The organism is Methylomicrobium lacus, from assembly GCF_041897535.1.
GTDB classification, from domain to species: Bacteria; Pseudomonadota; Gammaproteobacteria; order Methylococcales; family Methylomonadaceae; genus Methylomicrobium; species Methylomicrobium lacus_A.
In genome coordinates this window covers 2,930,294-2,945,058 of sequence record NZ_CP169217.1, presented here as the reverse complement: position 1 = coordinate 2,945,058, position 14,765 = coordinate 2,930,294, and the positions used below count along the sequence as shown (strand labels likewise).

14 protein-coding genes and 1 pseudogene are annotated in these 14,765 nt (G+C 58.2%); 9 read left to right on the top strand and 6 right to left on the bottom strand.

Going from position 1 to position 14,765, the window contains the following annotated elements; genetic code table 11:
* The first annotated feature begins 63 nt into the window (after window positions 1-63).
* Window positions 64-1,347 carry a sugar MFS transporter gene (locus tag ACEPPP_RS13005; RefSeq protein ID WP_374087334.1) on the top strand — a complete coding sequence of 428 codons (1,284 nt, stop codon included), beginning with the start codon at window positions 64-66 and terminating at the stop codon, window positions 1,345-1,347.
* Here the strand turns inward: ACEPPP_RS13005 and ACEPPP_RS13000 are convergent.
* The gene (locus ACEPPP_RS13000) at window positions 1,290-2,081 is read right to left on the bottom strand and encodes a hypothetical protein (RefSeq protein WP_374087332.1); all 792 of its coding nucleotides are present in this window, start codon (window positions 2,079-2,081) and stop codon (window positions 1,290-1,292) included. The two genes, ACEPPP_RS13005 and ACEPPP_RS13000, sit on opposite strands and share 58 nt — an antisense overlap.
* Before the next feature lie 410 nt (window positions 2,082-2,491).
* On the opposite strand from ACEPPP_RS13000, the gene ACEPPP_RS12995 reads away from it, so the two are divergent.
* A complete protein-coding gene (locus ACEPPP_RS12995; RefSeq protein ID WP_374087330.1) occupies window positions 2,492-4,036 on the top strand; it encodes an alpha-isopropylmalate synthase regulatory domain-containing protein in 1,545 nt (514 codons plus the stop codon).
* Between the two features lie 18 nt (window positions 4,037-4,054).
* A pseudogene (locus tag ACEPPP_RS12990) lies at window positions 4,055-4,152 on the top strand (transposase); the annotation flags it as partial.
* Between the two features lie 282 nt (window positions 4,153-4,434).
* On the opposite strand, the gene ACEPPP_RS12985 reads toward ACEPPP_RS12990, so the two are convergent.
* Window positions 4,435-4,617, bottom strand: a complete 183-nt coding sequence (locus tag ACEPPP_RS12985; protein ID WP_374087328.1) for a hypothetical protein — start codon at window positions 4,615-4,617, stop codon at window positions 4,435-4,437.
* 374 nt (window positions 4,618-4,991) lie between these two features.
* Between ACEPPP_RS12985 and ACEPPP_RS12980 the strand changes: the two genes are divergently transcribed.
* The 5 genes from ACEPPP_RS12980 to ACEPPP_RS12960 all read left to right on the top strand — a co-directional run bounded on the left by ACEPPP_RS12980 (window position 4,992) and on the right by ACEPPP_RS12960 (window position 8,469).
* Window positions 4,992-5,861 (top strand): hypothetical protein, encoded by an 870-nt coding sequence (locus tag ACEPPP_RS12980; protein WP_374087327.1) that lies wholly within the window; start codon window positions 4,992-4,994, stop codon window positions 5,859-5,861.
* 233 nt (window positions 5,862-6,094) lie between these two features.
* Window positions 6,095-7,030, top strand: coding sequence for a hypothetical protein (locus tag ACEPPP_RS12975; RefSeq protein ID WP_374087325.1), 936 nt, complete (start codon window positions 6,095-6,097; stop codon window positions 7,028-7,030).
* Between the two features lie 294 nt (window positions 7,031-7,324).
* Window positions 7,325-7,534 carry a hypothetical protein gene (locus ACEPPP_RS12970; RefSeq protein WP_374087323.1) on the top strand — a complete coding sequence of 70 codons (210 nt, stop codon included), beginning with the start codon at window positions 7,325-7,327 and terminating at the stop codon, window positions 7,532-7,534.
* 89 nt (window positions 7,535-7,623) lie between these two features.
* A complete protein-coding gene (locus ACEPPP_RS12965; RefSeq protein WP_374087322.1) occupies window positions 7,624-7,971 on the top strand; it encodes a DUF1566 domain-containing protein in 348 nt (115 codons plus the stop codon).
* A gap of 156 nt (window positions 7,972-8,127) precedes the next feature.
* Window positions 8,128-8,469: a hypothetical protein gene (locus ACEPPP_RS12960; RefSeq protein ID WP_374087320.1), complete on the top strand. Its 342-nt coding sequence runs from the start codon at window positions 8,128-8,130 to the stop codon at window positions 8,467-8,469.
* 33 nt (window positions 8,470-8,502) lie between these two features.
* Here the strand turns inward: ACEPPP_RS12960 and ACEPPP_RS12955 are convergent, their stop codons facing one another.
* Window positions 8,503-11,550 carry an AAA family ATPase gene (locus ACEPPP_RS12955; protein WP_374087318.1) on the bottom strand — a complete coding sequence of 1,016 codons (3,048 nt, stop codon included), beginning with the start codon at window positions 11,548-11,550 and terminating at the stop codon, window positions 8,503-8,505.
* 403 nt (window positions 11,551-11,953) lie between these two features.
* Here ACEPPP_RS12955 and ACEPPP_RS12950 point away from each other — a divergent pair, with 403 nt between their 5' ends.
* Window positions 11,954-12,616 carry a hypothetical protein gene (locus ACEPPP_RS12950; RefSeq protein WP_374087316.1) on the top strand — a complete coding sequence of 221 codons (663 nt, stop codon included), beginning with the start codon at window positions 11,954-11,956 and terminating at the stop codon, window positions 12,614-12,616.
* Between the two features lie 249 nt (window positions 12,617-12,865).
* Here the strand turns inward: ACEPPP_RS12950 and ACEPPP_RS12945 are convergent, their stop codons facing one another.
* The 3 genes from ACEPPP_RS12945 to ACEPPP_RS12935 form a co-directional block, all read right to left on the bottom strand.
* Window positions 12,866-13,135, bottom strand: coding sequence for a hypothetical protein (locus ACEPPP_RS12945; RefSeq protein ID WP_374087314.1), 270 nt, complete (start codon window positions 13,133-13,135; stop codon window positions 12,866-12,868).
* Window positions 13,136-13,273: 138 nt separating this feature from the next.
* Window positions 13,274-14,014, bottom strand: a complete 741-nt coding sequence (locus ACEPPP_RS12940) for an ABC transporter ATP-binding protein (RefSeq protein WP_374087313.1) — start codon at window positions 14,012-14,014, stop codon at window positions 13,274-13,276.
* Window positions 14,011-14,757: an ABC transporter permease gene (locus ACEPPP_RS12935; RefSeq protein WP_374087311.1), complete on the bottom strand. Its 747-nt coding sequence runs from the start codon at window positions 14,755-14,757 to the stop codon at window positions 14,011-14,013. The genes ACEPPP_RS12940 and ACEPPP_RS12935 overlap by 4 nt, the downstream gene beginning before the upstream one ends.
* Window positions 14,758-14,765 lie beyond the last annotated feature (8 nt).

Sequence of the window (14,765 nt, the reverse complement as noted above, 5' to 3'; positions counted from 1 at the left end):
ACGCCGATTAAGCGCATTGCATGCTGCCGCTGACTTTCGACAACTATTTTTATCCAGGACATTATGCCGGCTAAAAACCCCTACCTTGGCTCTTTGAGCATTTTGACCTCGCTGTTTTTCATGTGGGGCTTCATTACCTGCCTGAATGACATCCTGATTCCGCATCTCAAGTCGATCTTCATCCTCAACTATACCCAGGTCATGCTGGTGCAGTTTTGCTTCTTTGCCGCCTACCTGATCGTTTCGGTGCCAAGCGGGTATTTCGTCGAACGGTTTAATTATCAAAAAGGCATTATTACCGGATTAGCCTTGGCCAGTCTCGGCTGCTGTCTGTTTTATCCTGCGGCGGAGTGGCTTTCCTATCCGTTGTTTCTCGCCGCCTTTTTTGTTTTAGCCTCCGGCATCACCTTGTTGCAAGTCGCCGCCAATCCTTATGTCACGATTCTGGGCCAACCCGAAACGGCCTCCAGCCGGCTGACGCTAACGCAAGCCTTTAACTCGCTCGGCACCACGTTGGCGCCCTATTTCGGCGGTTTATTCATCCTGGCATTGCCGGTCAAAACCACGGAGGAACTCAAATCCCTCGATGCCGAGGCATTGGCCGTTTATCAATCCGCCCAGGCGCAACTGGTACAGTTGCCTTATTTATGGCTCGCAGGCAGTTTATTGGCCATCGCCCTGGTCTTTGCGCTGATCAAATTACCGACTATCACGCCTTCTGCAATTGAACACTCCGGCACGGACCGCCCGGTTAACGATAATAAAAATGCCTGGCATTACCGGCATTTGCTGCTGGGTGCTCTAGGCATTTTTGTGTATGTCGGCGCGGAAGTGTCGATCGGCAGCTTTTTGATCAGTTATCTGGGCGAACCGGCTATCGCGGGGTTATCGGCGCAAGACGCCAGTCACTATGTTTCTTTTTACTGGGGCGGCGCGATGCTGGGCCGGTTTGTCGGCGCCTCCCTGATGCAACGCATTCCGGCCGGCAAATTACTGGCCTTTAACGCTTGCGCCGCCGTCCTGCTGGTGTTGATCGCGATGTCCTGGAACGGCCCTATCGCGATGTGGTCGCTGTTGGCCATCGGCTTGTTTAATTCGATTATGTTTCCGACAATATTTTCCCTGGCGCTGAATAGGCTCGGCAAACATACGGGACAAGGTTCCGGCATTTTATGTGCCGCGATTGTCGGCGGCGCGGTGCTGCCGGTGGTGCAAGGCCTGTTTGCCGACCGCATCGGCCTGCAAGCGGCTTTTTTTATTCCCGCGCTGTGTTACGGCTATATCGCCTATTACGGCTGGCGGGGCAGCCGGTTCGGCGTGGCAGGGGGCGCTTCCGTGCCGGAATAGAAATTATCAAAGGTGGGGGAAACGCCCTCCGCCTTACGACGCACAATGTGCACATAAGCAATCAAGCCGCTCCGTCCGCTGGGATAAACGCCGTCCTCCGCCGCAGAAATGCGATCTTTATATTTAGCACCGTCCCACATCATGATCGCGGCGCCGGTGCTCTTATCAATGATTTGCCCCCAGAGAAAGCCATCTTCCGACCAGAATTTCAGCCGGTAATCGCCGGCTGGGTCGGGCGCAGGCTTCATCCACCTGCCCTGTTCACCGCTCAGGAAAATCGGGGGAATGATTCCGCCCAGGCTTTTCACAATCATCAGCCTGCGCGAGGCGGGATCGCCATTCTTGTCGTTCCTTAGAATCAAGGCGTAACCCTTCAGCAGAAAATACGACGGCACGGGCTCCTGCAGCCGGGCCAATAGCCCGATGTCCTCCCCCCAGTTGTACGTCCAGTTCAGCAAATCGGCCTCCACATGGAATTTCGTATGCGCCGGCTCCTTCATATTGATGCTGCCGATGCGGCCCGGACTGAGAAGACTGCCCCATGGACTCTCCATTTTATATGCCACGCTGCCCGACTCCGTGGGGAACGAGTACGTCCCCGGCACCGGATTGTAACGCGTCCAACCATCGTCAATGCCGTCGTTGAAGTCGTCGAAGGTGGCGGCATGAGCAGAGGCAATGCAGCCGGCTACCATCAGGAATTTAAGGAGGGCTCTACTATTCAGTTTCATCATGCTTTCAACCGGCCGGATTGTTTTTAAACGATTATTTAAACGCAAGTTGAAGAAATACCGGCTGAAGGTTGGCGCACCACTTGCGCTATCGCTTGGGAATGGGGTTTTCCCAAGCGTGTCGATTCAGCCGATAGAAAAGTTCGTCGTGAAATTCCTGAATATAGAGTTCTGATATGCCATGATAAGTTCCAGGCAGATAGCTATTGGAATGGCCGACACATACAATCCGGCTTATTGGGACTGTGTCGTTTTTGGCAACGAAAGGAATGAACTTTGTGCGATTTCCGCAAAAAAACGCCATGATTTAGTGGCTAATGTTTTTTCCCATATCGGTGTACAATAAAAGGTTTTCTATCCACTCGATCAACGCGGCTGATCCCTGACCGCGCCAGGACCTAAAAACCTCGATTATGGCTACAAAATCCCGATACATCCAGCTCATGGACACGACCCTGCGCGACGGCGAGCAGACGCAGGGCGTTTCGTTCACGCCCGCGGAAAAAGTCAACATCGCGAAGGCGCTACTGCAATGGTTGCGCGTGGACCGGATCGAGGTCGCCTCGGCCCGGGTTTCGCAAGGCGAGAAAGAGGCGGTGGCCAGCATCAATGAATGGGCCCGGCAAGAAGGCTTTGCCGGCCGCGTCGAGGTGCTCGGATTTGTCGACCATACCCGTAGCGTCGACTGGATTCTCGAAACCGGCGGCAGCGTGATCAATCTGTTGACCAAGGGCAGCGAAAAACATTGCCGCGAGCAACTCGGCAAAACGCTCGAACAGCATACGCAGGATATTCTGCAAACGATCGACTATGCCTTGCAGAAAGGCTTGAAGGTCAACGTCTATCTGGAAGACTGGTCGAACGGCTACCAGAACAGCCCGGACTACGTGTTCGGCCTGATGGATAACCTGAAGGACGCCGGCATCAGTCATTTCATGCTGCCGGACACGCTCGGCGTGATGTCGCCGGACGAAGTGCTGGCCAGCATCGGCGACATGTGCTCGCGCTATCCCAGCTTGCTGTTCGATTTTCATCCGCACAACGATTACGGCCTCGCGACCGCGAATGTGATGGCGGCGGTGCGCGCCGGCGTCAGTTCGGTGCATTGCACGGTCAATTGCCTCGGCGAGCGCGCGGGCAATGCCTCGCTCGCGGAAGTCGCGGTCGTGCTGCGCGACAAGATGGCGATGCAGTTGTCTATCGACGAAACGCATATCGTCCGGATCAGCCAGATGGTCGAGAATTTTTCCGGCAAGCGCGTCGCCGCGAATGCGCCGATCATCGGCACCGACGTGTTCACCCAGACCGCCGGCATCCATGCCGACGGCGATCAGAAGGGCGGGTTGTACAAGACCCGTTTGAGCCCGGAACGCTTCTCGCGCACGCGCAGCTATGCGCTCGGCAAGATGAGCGGCAAGGCCTCCTTAAAGAAAAATCTGGAACTGCTCGAAGTCGAGCTGTCCGAGGAAAATCAGAAAAAAGTGCTGGCCCGTATCGTGCAGCTCGGCGATTCGAAGCAGACGATCACGACCGACGACCTGCCCTTCATCATCGCCGACGTGCTCGAAAGCAAGAGTTACGAGCATATCCGCCTGCTCAATTGTTCGATCACCAGCGGCTTGAATCTCGAATCGACCGCGAGCATCCGCGTCGAAGTCAACGGCGAGAAGCATTTGGCCGTCGGTTCCGGCAACGGCGGCTTCTCAGCGTTCATCGAGGCAATAGGCAAGGTATTGCAACAGCATGACTGCGCGCTGCCGGCGCTGGCCGATTATGAAGTCAGGATACCGAAGGGCGGCCATACCGATGCGTTGACCGAGTGCGTGATTACCTGGGATTTTGGCAATGAACTGCGCAAAACGCGCGGCGTGCATGCGAATCAGGTGTTTGCGGGGGTGATGGCGACGCTGAAGATCGTCAACATGCAGTTGCATGAGACGAGGGTGAATCAAGCTTGATTCAAGTCGGGCTTATCGATGCCGGAGTTTCTCAATCAGTTCGGTAGCGAAGCCCGATGTGAGAACGCGTTAGAACCCAGCACGCTGGCCACAAGGTTTTGTTTGCCCCTGTTGTGCCCATACGGGTCATAGTGTGTTCAAAGCCGGATCGCAAAAACGTTTACAAGGTGCCTTTTGTGGCTGCGCAGCCGCTCGATGACCAAGGATATCCCTTACTCCCGGGAGAAGCTGTCGAACGCCCCTTCGGCACACAGCCGATGCACGTGCAATTCCTGCTTTACCCGCCTCCTCGGGTGGTTCCGCAACGCCTCGCCCGCGCCAAAGTGCCGATGCCCTCCCCCCCAAAGCACCGCCGGCTTATCCTGTCCCGTCCGCATAAACATCTCGATTAAAGAGCTTTAACCTATCCCCGCTTCGCCGGTGACGAAGGCCAGTTGCCGGCGGCCTGCCACGGCCTTTTCCCTGAGTTGCTGAAGATGTGCCAAAGACGCCTCGCGGCCCACCCCGGGGCGGACGTTCTCCCGGCTCACTTCGATAGCCTCGCCGTGCCATCGTCTCGATGTAGCGCGGTGCCTTGGCATCTCATGCGTCCCTTGAGCGCCGATTCGCTGAAAAAGCGGTCCACACGGCATCCTGCAAATCATCCTTGGTCACCAGCCAGCCCGTCCGCTCGGCCAGGCAGCACGGAAGAGCGAAGGCCCGGGGGCAAAGGGCCGTCACGGCACAGGCTGGCATCGCCGGTATCGAGCCGGACTTAAACCGGACCGCATCCGAACCGGAGCCGGACGACTTTCCAAGCCCGTTCCGATATTCTGACATCAACTTCTGGAGCAGCCGCCTTTGCCTAATCCACACGCATGGGTTAGGGCGTCTGCATCGGAAGGTTTGACGCAAGGCTAAAACGTTCCATCTCAAAACGCTAACTTCGACAACCAAACGACCGAGGTAAAAACTCATGAATATTGACACAACGACATCAAGCGGCTTCAGAGCGCTGGTCTTCTGCACGCTGCTGGGTCTCATGGCGGGCCAGTCCGCCCAGGCCGCCGACTTTAACCCGCAGCCGGATCCTCCGGGGTTCGGCATGCTGGGCGTCGCCGGCGGGCAAACGGCGCGGCTCAACGTCAGGCTTGAGCGAGTGCCGGACCAAACCTATCCGCCCGACCCGTACCGCGTCACGCTGTATTTCCTGAACGGCGACGGCCGGGTCCTGACGCAACAGACCTTTCCGGTGATCGCCGGGCAGTCGGCGTTTCTGGATTATGCCGCTCCTGCAATAACGCTGGGCCAGCGGCAGAGAATTCGCCCGATTGTGACTGTCGAGCCGGATGCGCGCGGCAACACGCCGGATTTCAACTCAATGGTAGAAGTCATTGACAATGTCACCCAGCGCACCGCTTTCGTCTATCCGGGGCGGCATAACCCGCCCGCCGATACTTCCGCCGAACATAACCCGCCCAGCGATTACACTTCCGGCATCGTCGGCATCACCCGTGGGCAAGCGGCGCGGCTGAATGTGATCAACACCGTGGACATCCACAATCCGGACGGTCTCCCGCCCGACCCGTACCGCGTGACTCTCAGCTTTTATACCAAAGCAGGCGTATTGCTGGCGCAGACCACAAAATTGCTGGCACCCGGTCAAGCCGCCGCGCTGGATGTGAAAGCCGCTAATTTCCCGCCCAGCCAAGGTTCGCGTCTGGAGTTGTATCCGGTCGTCAGCGTCGTCCCCGACATCAACGGCATCGTCCCCTGTGTGATGCCGACGGTCGAGGGTTTCGATATCGCCAACGGCAAAACGGCCTTTTTGGTTCCGGCGATTTAGTACGCACCGATGCCAACCTCCCTGTGGGGAATAGCGAGCAAGGGTAAATCCATGTGCGAAGCAAACAACATTGAAAAGCCCGGTGCGGTAATTCCTCTCGCCGGGATTTGTGAGGGGACAGTCGGGTAACTGGCTGTCCTACCTTGATGGCCTTGATCGGTCATCACTCGATCGGCTGATAAAAAGTAGCCGCATATCCGTTTTAACCATTAACAGAAACAGAGGTACACCCAATGAAACTACAAGGCAAGTTGCACCGTATTACCAACCTCCAGACGTTTATTCCCAGTTGGATTAAGACCGGGGGAAAGCCGACTGAAGGATTTACCAACTGGGGGACGGCACGCGTCCATTTGGTTACTGACCTGCCCAGTGGGGTGTTTACAGGTGGATTCATTCCGTCGATGTCTTTGCAGACCGATGCCAATAGCCAAGGCGAGTTCAGCTTCAACACAGATGGCATATCGGCAAATTTTCGCGGTCAGATTGTCGCTTTTAGAACTACAACCGTTACGATTACATTACCTGGGCCTAGGCTAGTATCAGTCCCGGTATTCGATCCGGTGTACCGATCGGATATTTTCAAGTTCAGTGATGTTTCGCCGCAAGAGCAAGCGGCCTTTCAACACATATATATCTTCGAATCGACAACTCCAAACGAGGTCGGAATCTCTCAGAACCTGCTTGATACCGAACTCGCCGCACTCAGAGTCAAGCTCAAGCTCGACAGCTTGAAAGCGTCCATTCTCAGTGACCGCATAAGTGTGCAAGCCTCAAAGAGCGGCGGCGACATTAAATTCGATGCTTTCGTTCGCGGCTCGACTTCGGAGGATATTACGCGCGTCATCGAGGTCAGGGCTGGCGACATTGATATCGACCTGCCCGGTCCGGATTTCATAGTCGGCTTATGCGTCGATAAAGATCAAATCGAAGCCCAGATCCGGGTGGGGCTAGCCGGCCTGTCGAAAGACATCAGCCGCCGGCTCATTGCCGAATTGGAGAGGCTGGCTCCGGGAGCGTCGGCGTCGGCGACTATTTCGGTGTGGCGGACACGGCTTGCGCAAACTGGCACGAAATCCATCAATATTCCACGCGTACCGCCAATACAGATTCCGATTCGTTCAATTGTGCCGGATGCGGCCTTCGGCGTTCCGAAAAAATTGTATTGACGCGAGCGCGTAGATACTCTGTTCAAAGCCGGGAGCACACCCCACCCGGCTTCCTGTTGGGACTATTCCACTCCTACCGCCCCGTCGACAATTCGGGGAAGCTATTTATCACCAAATCATTAGGTTGTCAGGATGGGCAGGTTTTTTCCCATCCCTGACGACATTAAGGTATGAACTCAGCACTGGGGCGGGTGGAACAGCGTTGCATGTCTACTGAGGAGTTCCGTACGAAGCGGGCATAGTAATGTCTGTACCCCATTCCGGGGATTTTTCAACACTTTTTGGAGATTTAAAATGAAACAGTTTAATTTTACGAGAGCGCTAAGTATTGCAGTCATTTTTGCAATCACTCTATTGGGCATGATAACGCAGGCTGAAGCGCATGCGGGAATCACATCCGCTAATGTTATTCATGCCTGCAGCGGTAATGTGTTGGGTTTGACACGGATTGTGGGCGTCAAGGGAGCCTGTACGCCGCTTGAAAGCGCCCAGCACGGGACATAGTGGGTCCAACAGGTGCGACAGGACCCGCGGGTGCAATAGGGCCGGCAGGCGCAACTGGGCCACAGGGTCCTTCGGCTCCGGCAGGTGCAATGTATGTACTGGGCGACACTGGGCCCAATGGCCGCATAGTGTATTTTGTCGAGGGTTCTGGCGAACATGGATTGGAAGCACGAGCAGCAGACGAGCCGCATGGTTTAAATTGGTTTGAAGTTAAAACCGCCGCTAGCGCTTATGGACCCGGTTGGCATCTGCCCACAAAGACCGAGTTGGAACTGTTATATGAGCAAAGGAATATTGTAGGTATGGGCACTGATGGCTACTGGAGTTCTACGATTGCCAGTAACAATAACGCGTGGGCACAGAACTTCTTCACTGGCACTCAAGTCATCAGTAGTAAGCTCTTCACCTGGAGCGCGCGTGCGGTTCGGGCTTTTTAAACCATTCAGCTATTTTTTCTCCAGGCAGGGTGTGCGCCACGCGCCATGTGAACATGAAAACGGTGCGCGATGCGCACCCTTGACTGAATCAAGTGCCGAGGCGCGGCGGGGTTTGCAAATCCGCCGCCTGTCCATTCAACATTTTAAGGAACAGCCATGAAAACCCATTGTTTGTCTTGCCTCGTGCTGGCCGCCGCCAGCCTGTTCGCCGGCCATGCCCGGGCGCAAGTCGACCCGAATGTTCACGATCTGAGACAACGGGACACCGTGGTCGGGGTGATTTATGCGCCCGAACACCCCGGCCAAATTCGCTATGTGGAACATTGGTATTTGTTTAGCGCTTACGTCTACCCCGGTGCGAACAACCTCGTGACTACCGAAATCGTGCCGAAGGCCGGCAAGGGCTTCGATAGCGTCCGGAGTTTCCTCAAGGAAATGCAGGCACGCGACCCACGCGGCACCTATGTCGAGGTCTGGTCAGAAGCGCATACGCGCTAGGACATCAAAACTGTGCGCGATGCGAACATACCCTCAGCCCATCTTATGCGCTGCTTCGCCTTGCAGCAGCGGGTGGGCGAGGAGCGACCGGCGCAAGGGATCGTTCTCATCGAGCGAGCCGGCCAGGCGGGAAAGCCCTGCCTCGGCCTTGTGCCGGAAATCCCGGGCTGGGCCGGTCTGCCCCTGCCGCGCGTACAGTTCCGCAGCGGTTTCGTACACCCGCCAAGCTGCAAGCGGAACCTCCGCATTTTCGACGATAGCCAAAGCGCGGGAAAGCTGCGTTGCCGCTACATCCCAATCCTGCTCCGCGAGGGCGGCCTGTGCCAGCAACCGGTGGCCGAGCGCCTGATAGGCGCAATTGCCCGGTGGGTCGGACAGCTCCAGCAGACGCCCGGCCTCGGCCCGCGCCCGCGCGGGCTCCCGCTGCGCCAGCCAATACGCGCCGAGACCGCTGCGAAACCTTGTCTGATTGCGCAGTTCGGTCAAGCCGCCGGCGTCCAAGCCCCTGGTGAATTCCCCAAACCAGCGTGCGGCCTCGGCATACTCCCCCAGGCCCAGGTGGGCCTGGCCGCGCAGAACCCGATGCAAGAACAGGGCGGGATCACTCGGCGGCAGTTGCCCGCGTTCGCAAAGGGCCAGCGCCCCCTGAAAATCCTCAACCTCCAAATGCAGGGCCGCGCCCGCCAGGTGGAATATCGACCGGCCCATCGGACTGTTGTTTTGCTCCGCCGCTTTTATGCTTTCGGCCAGAACGCGCCGCAACTCGCCCCACCTGCCCAGGCCGAGCAAGGCCCAGGTGGAAAGATACTGGCCGCCCAGGTGAAGGTAGCCGTCGCCCATCGCCAGGCCAAACCGAGCGACTTCTTGCGCGGCCGCGAGCGCGCCGGCGTAATCTGCCTGATTGAGATCGAGGATGCTCTGTATCATCCGATATAAGGCCAGGGGCCTGTCATCCCGCGCCTGGCGGGCGATTTCCACCCCGTGGGCGATGGCCGCCATATCTTCGTTCCCCCACATGCCAAAATCAAGGCGAAAATACGCTCGATTGGCGACCGCGTAGGCCTTGAGCGGGTGGTTTGCGAGTCCGCCACTCCGCTCGACCGCCTGCTCCACAATGGCGAGATGACGGGAGCGATCGGAGTGAAACAGCGCCCAGCTTAACGATATCAAACTGCCGACTTCTTCCTCCCCCCGCCTCTCGGCGCGGGCCAAGGCCACCAACGCTTCGAGGTCCGCCACCATGCCGGGCCAATCGTTGAGCGTCCGGTGAATCAGGGCGCGTTGCTGCAACAGCGCCAGGCGGCTGTCCATTTGGGTTTCGACCGGCAGCCGCTCCACTAACGCCAAGGCCCGGCCAAGATAATCCAGGGCCTCGCGGTTGGCGAAGCGTCCCGCCGCCTGTCCGGCCGCGAGCTGCAGATAACGCACGGCCTTGACGAAATCCCGCCCCTCCTCGAAGTGCCGGGCCAGTTCGGCGGCGATTTCCGCCGTCCGTTCCGCGTAAGCGAGTTCCAGCCGTTCGCCCAAGCGCCGGTGCACCGAGATCCGATAGGCCGGGGGCAGGCGCTGGTACAACACTTCTGCATACAGCGCATGGCGAAAGGCATAGTTTCCCGCCAGCGTCCCGTCCGGCCACTCCGACACTCCGGCCGCCGCCAGCATCGGCCCGCGCTGCGCCAAGGCTTCACAGCGGGCCTCGATGGTGAGGGGATCTTCTTGTAGCACCGCCGCCAGCAAGGCCGCCGAGCTATCCATCCCGGCCGCGCTTGCCACCCCGAGCAGTTTCTGCTCGTCCGGGCTCAGCCGCGCGCACTGCTGTTCGATCATCTGCCGGATGTCGTCCGGCACCCCGCGCTCCAGGCCGTCGCCACCGCCGGCGACGCTCCACCAGCCGCCGCTCTGCTTGAGCCGCTCCTCGGCGAGCAGATAGTCGAGCAGGTTCACCAGAAACAAGGGGTGTCCGCCGGTGCGGCGGTGCAGGATTTCGGCAATCGCCTCGGGAAAACAACCTTCGGGAAAGCGCCGCCCCAGGTAGGTGCGCAGTTCCTCCCGGGAGAAGCTGTCGAGCGCCACTTCGGCGCACAGCTTATGCGCTTGCAATTCCTGCTGTACCCGCCGCATCGGGTGGTCCCGTAACGCCACATCGCTCGGCCGGTAGCTGCCGATCACCAACAGCGCAGCCGGCTCCGGCCGCCGCCCCAGCGCGGCGAGCAGATCCAGCGTGGCGTAATCGCTCCAGTGCAAGTCTTCCAGCACCACGATCAGCGGCGTGTCCGCGCTCAGGGTTTCGAGGATTTCACAGCCCTCCCGCAGCATGCGCTCCTGCGTGGCCCCCAGCACTTCCCGTTGCAGATCCAGGCGCTGCTCCGCCGAAAGCAGCCCCGGCATCTGCACCAGCCAGGCCGGCGCCCGGGCGCGTAATACGGAGATCAGGCTCGGCCCCCGCCGCGCCAGCGCGCCCAGCAGTGGCAGCAACGCCTCGCCCGCACCAAAGTGCTCGATGCACTGCCCCCAAAGCACCGCCGGCTTATCCTGCCCGTTCTGCATAAACATCTCGATCAAAGTGCTTTTGCCTATCCCCGCTTCGCCGGTGACGAAGGCCAGTTGCCGGCGGCCTGTCACGGCCTTTTCCCAGAGCTGCTGAAGATGCGCCAAAGGCGCCTCGCGGCCCACCCCGGGGAGGGCGTCCGGTGTGTCCCAGCGGATCGACGCCAAGGCGGCGTCGGCGGTCGGGCCGGCCGCAGCGGTCACCGGATGGGCGTCCTCCCGGCTCACCTCGGCGATGAAGCGATAGCCGCGCCGAGCCACCGTCTCGATGTAGCGCGGTGCCTTGGGGTCATCGCCCAAAGCCTGCCTCAGCTCGTTCATGCGGCCCTTGAGCGCCGATTCGCTGACAAAATGGTGAGTCCACACGGCATCCTGCAATTCATCCTTGGTCACCAGCCGCCCCGCCCGCTCGGCCAGGCAGCATAGCAGCGCGAACGCCTTGGGGGCAAGGTTGACGACCTGGCCGTCACGGCACAGGCTGGCATCGCCGGTATCGAGCCGGAATCGATCGAATAACCAGACAGGCTGTGGCATGGGGTTGTTCTCCTGAGTATTGCTCGTCTGCATAGCTCGGTAGGTCGGACATGCTTTTTATGCCCGACATTCGAGGCACCGAGGTTAATGTATCTCGATGCCATTCAACATCGCTTCATGCATAAACACCTTAATGTCGGGCAACGATGAAGCCTGTTGCCCAACCGACTGGCGCATGAGTTCGCCTGCCGGAGACAGGCGGCGTTTTCCGGCTGGCCGGCCCGCACCCGAAGCGGACTGAAACCGGACCGGAGCCGGACGACTTTCCCAGCCCGTTCCGATATTCTGGCCTCAACTTCCGGAGCAGCCACCCTGTCCCAGTCCAAACACATTGACCAGGGTGACGGCATTCGGGAGTTTTGTCGCAAGGCTAACACATTTCAATCATATTTTGGAGATTACCATGAAAACACTACACCGCACTTTAATGTCCGTATTGGCCACCAGCGCAATCGTTGCCTCCACCAGTGTCTCGGCTCTGCCAACAGGCTGGGTGGATGGTTTGCCCGCCTGGACCGCAACAGCATCCTCCTGCTCCGTTGATGTATCATCAACCGGCAAGTATGAATTTGCGAACTCGCAATTCCGCTATCTTGGCACCAACATTAGTAGCGTCTCCGGTTTTGCGCCATTCTTCTTCCCTCAGCCCATTACCGTGCGTTGCAATGTCACGCCTATCTATGACTATATTTATAGTCCGGCCGACTCCAGCGACGTTATCACTATACCAGCTACTGTGGTTGCGAAAAGCCCAAGCTGGAATTCTTTGATTGTCGGCTACAAGGACACTGACGGCATCAGTACTAAAGCCCAAGTGACGGCCTCACTGAAAAAAATCAGCAGGGCGACGCTGGGCGAATCGACCATTGCGACGTTTAACAGCAACCTGACAGCCAGTGTCGAGGCGCATGAAGACGTAAAGACATTCAACCATACCTTTGATTTCCAAAACAACGACTACTACGTCGAAATCAACTTGTACCGTACTGACACCAGCGTGGCGACTCCGGCCGCTTACAGCGTCCGCTTGGCAAATGGTTACTTTGCCGCTCCTCCGCCTCAGTAATGCGTTAACGCCGAAAAAGCGCTTGAAGCGAGCATCAGCAAACTCGTTGAGCAATACAACACAATTCTAAGATGGCGACACTGAAGATCGTCAACATGCAGTTGCATGAACTGAGGGCAAATCAGGCCTGATTCAAAATCGGGCTCAAATCGGGATGCGGCGAATCCAGCCGGATTCAGAATGCAGGTCGGGCGGCTCGGCAGAGCCCGTCCCGACCTGCCGGGGGGGTAGATCGAAAAAACGGGCTTATTAGTTAGGATAAAGCACTTTAGGCTCGAAGCTGGCCGCCGGGTATTTCGGATCGAATTCGGTTTGCTTCGCCGCAGGGGCTTTTTCCGCGCATGAAGTGGAAGCAGAAGCGCTGCTGCTGGACGCGGCGGCGGCCGCATCCTTATCGATGAAAACGACTTTCGGCTGGAAATTCGCGGCTGGATATTGGTCGTCGCCGGCTGCCGACGCGGTCAATGAGCAAAGCGCGAGACCCGCGGTCAGAAGTCCCGAAATAATTATTTTTTTCATAATGATGTGTCTCCGATGGTGTATAGGGTAGCCCCTATGGTTTTTAACGTTTCACAAAGCCTGATCGGTGCTAGTATCGGGCAAATCTATCCAATTAGCAACCCCCGGTTGGCGTAATCGAAAGCCGCGATCAAAGCGCTACAGAAGCTGTTTTATATGGGGCGCGCCGTCCAAAAGCTGGCGCCTGAATGCCTCGATTTCGTTTTCATCCCGCCGTAGGTCTCGCGGTATCGGGACCCGAATATCGCCGACGATCGACATCGGCGAAGGCGACAGAAAAATCAACCGGTCGGCCAGCGCGATCGCTTCGCGCAGGTCGTGCGTGACGAACAATACCGTGTGCGGACGCTTCCGCCAAAGCTCCAGCAACAGCTCCCGGACTTGCCGCGCGGTCGGCGGATCGAGCGACACGAACGGCTCGTCCATCAGCAACAGTTCGGGGTCGATCGCAAACGCGCGGATGATCGCGACCCTTCGGCTCATGCCCAGCGACAGGCGCTCCGGATACACATGCTGAAAGCGGGTCAGCTGCATCGTCTCGAGCAGGAAATCGACCGTCTCGCCGGCGTCCCGCCCTTGTAGCACCAGTTCGATGTTCTGCCTGACCGTGCGCCAGGGCAAGAGGCGCGGATTTTGGAAGATATAGCCGATCTTCGGCTGCGCCTGCTGCCTGGCGACGCGGATCTCGCCGTCATAGTCCTGATCGAGCGCGGCGACGATGTTCAGCAGCGTGGTCTTGCCGCAGCCGGACGGGCCGACCAGGCAGACGAACTCGCCGGCATGCAGCGTCAGCTTAAAATCTTGGATCGCGGCATGCGAGGCGGCCTGGCCCACGGCCGGGTAAAGCTTTTGCCGAATCTCGATCTGAATGTCGCTCACCTGCGCCACCTTTGCGACTGCTTATCCAGCGGTTTCAGGATCGAGTGCTCTATGCCCTGGATCACGATCACGAACGCGATCGAATAGGCCAGGATGCTCGCGACATCGAACAATTGAAAATACAGATGCAACTGGAAGCCGACGCCGTTGTTGCGGCCCAGGAGTTCGACGATCAGGATGATTTTCCAGATCAACGCGAGGCCGGAGCGGGTCGCGCTCATCATGAAAGGATGCAGTTGCGGCCAGATCACGTGCTTCAGCGTGTCGATCCGGCTCAGCCGATAGCAGCGCGCCATGTCCAGGAGATCCTGATCGAGCGTGCGGGCGCCTTCGCGTATCGTCACGATCACGTTCGGCAGCTTGTTGATCACGACCGCCAAAATCGCCGAGGTTTCGCTCAGACCGAACCAGACATAGCACAGGATGATCGTGACCAGGGCCGGGATGTTCAGAAAGATCACCAGCCAGTTGTCGAAGAACGCGTTCAGATTTTTGTTGCGCCCGAGCGCGAGGCCGATCGCCGAGCCGAGCAGCATCGCGATAGTGAAGCTGACGATCAGGCGGATCAGCGTCGATCCCAGATGATAGGTCAGTTGCCCGGAGACCAGTTCCAGCCAAAACACGCCGGCCACCGTCATCGGCGAAGGCAGGAGATTGCTGTCCAGCACCCACGCGGCGCCCTGCCAGAGCGCGATGAACACCGCCAGCGACAGGGCCGGGAAAAATTGTTGCAGTTTACTCAAGATGCGCC

Excerpts from the sequence above, each read along its gene's own strand:
- ACEPPP_RS13005 (WP_374087334.1), top strand. The coding sequence starts at position 64 with ATGCCGGCTAAAAACCCCTACCTTGGCTCTTTGAGCATTTTGACCTCG.
- ACEPPP_RS13000 (WP_374087332.1), bottom strand. The coding sequence starts at position 2,081 with ATGATGAAACTGAATAGTAGAGCCCTCCTTAAATTCCTGATGGTAGCC.
- ACEPPP_RS12995 (WP_374087330.1), top strand. The coding sequence starts at position 2,492 with ATGGCTACAAAATCCCGATACATCCAGCTCATGGACACGACCCTGCGC.
- ACEPPP_RS12985 (WP_374087328.1), bottom strand. The coding sequence starts at position 4,617 with ATGCCAAGGCACCGCGCTACATCGAGACGATGGCACGGCGAGGCTATC.
- ACEPPP_RS12980 (WP_374087327.1), top strand. The coding sequence starts at position 4,992 with ATGAATATTGACACAACGACATCAAGCGGCTTCAGAGCGCTGGTCTTC.
- ACEPPP_RS12975 (WP_374087325.1), top strand. The coding sequence starts at position 6,095 with ATGAAACTACAAGGCAAGTTGCACCGTATTACCAACCTCCAGACGTTT.
- ACEPPP_RS12970 (WP_374087323.1), top strand. The coding sequence starts at position 7,325 with ATGAAACAGTTTAATTTTACGAGAGCGCTAAGTATTGCAGTCATTTTT.
- ACEPPP_RS12965 (WP_374087322.1), top strand. The coding sequence starts at position 7,624 with ATGTATGTACTGGGCGACACTGGGCCCAATGGCCGCATAGTGTATTTT.
- ACEPPP_RS12960 (WP_374087320.1), top strand. The coding sequence starts at position 8,128 with ATGAAAACCCATTGTTTGTCTTGCCTCGTGCTGGCCGCCGCCAGCCTG.
- ACEPPP_RS12955 (WP_374087318.1), bottom strand. The coding sequence starts at position 11,550 with ATGCCACAGCCTGTCTGGTTATTCGATCGATTCCGGCTCGATACCGGC.
- ACEPPP_RS12950 (WP_374087316.1), top strand. The coding sequence starts at position 11,954 with ATGAAAACACTACACCGCACTTTAATGTCCGTATTGGCCACCAGCGCA.
- ACEPPP_RS12945 (WP_374087314.1), bottom strand. The coding sequence starts at position 13,135 with ATGAAAAAAATAATTATTTCGGGACTTCTGACCGCGGGTCTCGCGCTT.